This is a genomic window from Burkholderia sp. HMSC10F09 (genome assembly GCF_001806955.1).
Taxonomy (GTDB): domain Bacteria; phylum Pseudomonadota; class Gammaproteobacteria; order Burkholderiales; family Burkholderiaceae; genus Burkholderia; species Burkholderia multivorans.
In genome coordinates this window covers 1-2,238 of the sequence record NZ_KV786791.1, presented here as the reverse complement: position 1 = coordinate 2,238, position 2,238 = coordinate 1, and the positions used below count along the sequence as shown (strand labels likewise).

Sequence of the window (2,238 nt, the reverse complement as noted above, 5' to 3'; positions counted from 1 at the left end):
GGCGCGGCGCGCCGGGCTGCGCACGCGCGGGCGGGGCCGGCGGAACGTCGTGCGCGTCGCGGCATTCGACGGGCGGAAGAAGGCAGGATATGAGCATCGTCGAAACTCCATTGGCGGCGGCCGCACGTGCAACGTCGTCGCACTTTCAGCCTTGCGCGCTCAGGTGACTTACAATATTGGCTTTGCGCTGGGCCTCGCGGCCGTTTCGGGCGCCGACTGAACGAGTAATTCATGAGCCTCATCGATCTATCCGAAGTGAAGCCCGGTTCCCATGTCACGCTGCATTACCGGCTTGCACTGGCCGACGGCGCCGACATCGTCAACACCTTCGCCGACAAACCCGCGACGCTGCTGCTGGGCGCCGGGCAACTGGCGCCGTCGCTGGAACAGATTCTGCTGGGGCTCAAGGTCGGAGACCATTCGACTTTTCAGCTAACGCCAGAGCAAGGGTTCGGTCCCCGAAATCCCGACATGCTGCAGCGCGTGACGCTCGCGACGCTGCGCGAGAACGGCATGGTCGACGAGGACTTCACGCCGGGCGAACTGATCGAGTTCAACGCACCGGACGGCGGCCGATATGCAGGCGTGCTGAAGGAAGTCGGCGAAACCTCCGCGCTGTTCGATTTCAATCATCCGCTCGCGGGCCAAGCGCTCACGTTCGAAGTGAAAATCATCGGAATCCTGTAATCATGAGCACCACCGATACGCTGTCCGGACAGACCGTCGCCGCCGACGCCGAAATCCTGCTCGCGCAGCCGCGCGGGTTTTGCGCAGGCGTCGATCGCGCGATCGAGATCGTCGAACGCGCGATCGCGATGCACGGCGCACCGATCTACGTCCGTCACGAGATCGTCCACAACAAGTACGTGGTCGAGGATCTGAAGAAGAAAGGCGCGATCTTCGTCGAGGAGCTCGAGGAAGTGCCGGCCGGCAACACCGTGATCTTCAGCGCGCACGGCGTGTCGAAGGCCGTGCGCGACGAAGCCGGCGTGCGCGGGCTGCGCATCTACGATGCGACCTGCCCGCTCGTCACGAAGGTGCACGTCGAAGTCGCGAAGATGCGCCAGGACGGCGTCGACATCGTGATGATCGGCCACAAGGGCCATCCGGAAGTCGAAGGCACGATGGGCCAGGTCGAGCGCGGGATGCATCTGGTCGAGAGCGTCGAGGACGTGCAGAAGCTCGAACTCGCCGATCCGGAGCGCATCGCGCTCGTCACGCAAACCACGCTGTCCGTCGACGACGCGGCCGAGATCATCGCGGCGCTGAAGGCGAAGTACCCGAAGATCCGCGAACCGAAGAAGCAGGACATCTGCTACGCGACGCAGAACCGTCAGGACGCGGTGAAGTTCATGGCGCCGCAGTGCGACGTCGTGATCGTCGTCGGCAGCCCGAACAGTTCGAATTCGAGCCGTCTGCGCGAAGTGGCCGAGAAGCGCGGCGTCGCGGCCTACATGGTCGACGCACCCGAGCAGATCGACCCGGCATGGGTCGCCGGCAAGCGCCGCATCGGCGTGACGGCCGGCGCGTCGGCACCGGAGGTGCTCGCCCAGGCCGTGATCGCGCGGCTGCGCGAGCTCGGCGTACGCAACGTGCGCGCGCTCGAGGGGATCGAGGAGAACGTCTCGTTCCCGCTGCCGCGCGGGCTCAACCTGCCCGCCGCCTGATTGCCGCATTGCAATCGCGATGCACCGAAGCGCGCCTGAGGGCGCGCTTTTTTTTTGTCCGTCGAATTCCCCGCTCGCAACCATCGTTCCCCGGCATGGTGCAACCCGGTTGCTCCGTCCGTTCCAAACGGCCTCTCAAAATTGGTTGCAATGCAGGAAAACCCCATCGAATCAGGAATATTGGCGCGTTCTAAATGGAGTTACAATGCGCCCGTTTTGAGGCCGGAATGGCTTCGAAAGCAGGTTTTGGCAAGGCGCGGGAGACCTATTCGATGCATGTGAAGTTGGCTTACGCCGTGTCCGTCGCCGCACCGGTTGCAATGGTCGCCGGCTGCAGCAAAAAGAGCGACGACGAGGCGGGCAGGGAGGCTGCGGCGTGCGCGGCACCGCCGGCCAGCGACGTGCGCGTCGCCAGAACCGGTCGTGCGGCGTCGTGGGGGCGCCGTATCGCGCAACCGAGCAATGTAGACGGGACACGTTTGACGATCGAGGACATCCACGTAGCGGGCCGCACGCACGCCGGCTCGCGGCAGGCATCCGCCGCGGCCCGCCGCGCGCGCGGCGCGACGGC

The 2,238-nt window shown here is 65.2% G+C and carries 3 protein-coding genes and 1 pseudogene; all 4 read left to right on the top strand.

Translation table 11 applies throughout. The annotated features are described in order from the left end of the window. Window positions 1-220, top strand: a 220-nt coding sequence (locus HMPREF3115_RS31965; RefSeq protein ID WP_218079217.1) for a hypothetical protein, incomplete at its 5' end; no start/stop codon positions are given. Between the two features lie 11 nt (window positions 221-231). After that, on the top strand, window positions 232-687 hold the full coding sequence (locus HMPREF3115_RS18980; protein WP_006405874.1) for an FKBP-type peptidyl-prolyl cis-trans isomerase: 456 nt from the start codon (window positions 232-234) through the stop codon (window positions 685-687). Window positions 688-689: 2 nt separating this feature from the next. After that, the gene (ispH, locus tag HMPREF3115_RS18975; protein WP_006398548.1) at window positions 690-1,667 is read left to right on the top strand and encodes a 4-hydroxy-3-methylbut-2-enyl diphosphate reductase; all 978 of its coding nucleotides are present in this window, start codon (window positions 690-692) and stop codon (window positions 1,665-1,667) included. Between the two features lie 227 nt (window positions 1,668-1,894). After that, window positions 1,895-2,238 (top strand): annotated as a pseudogene (locus HMPREF3115_RS18970) (branched-chain amino acid ABC transporter substrate-binding protein); the annotation flags it as partial.

Coding starts and splice junctions, on each gene's coding strand:
- ispH (WP_006398548.1), top strand. CDS start 690: ATGAGCACCACCGATACGCTGTCCGGACAGACCGTCGCCGCCGACGCC.
- HMPREF3115_RS18980 (WP_006405874.1), top strand. CDS start 232: ATGAGCCTCATCGATCTATCCGAAGTGAAGCCCGGTTCCCATGTCACG.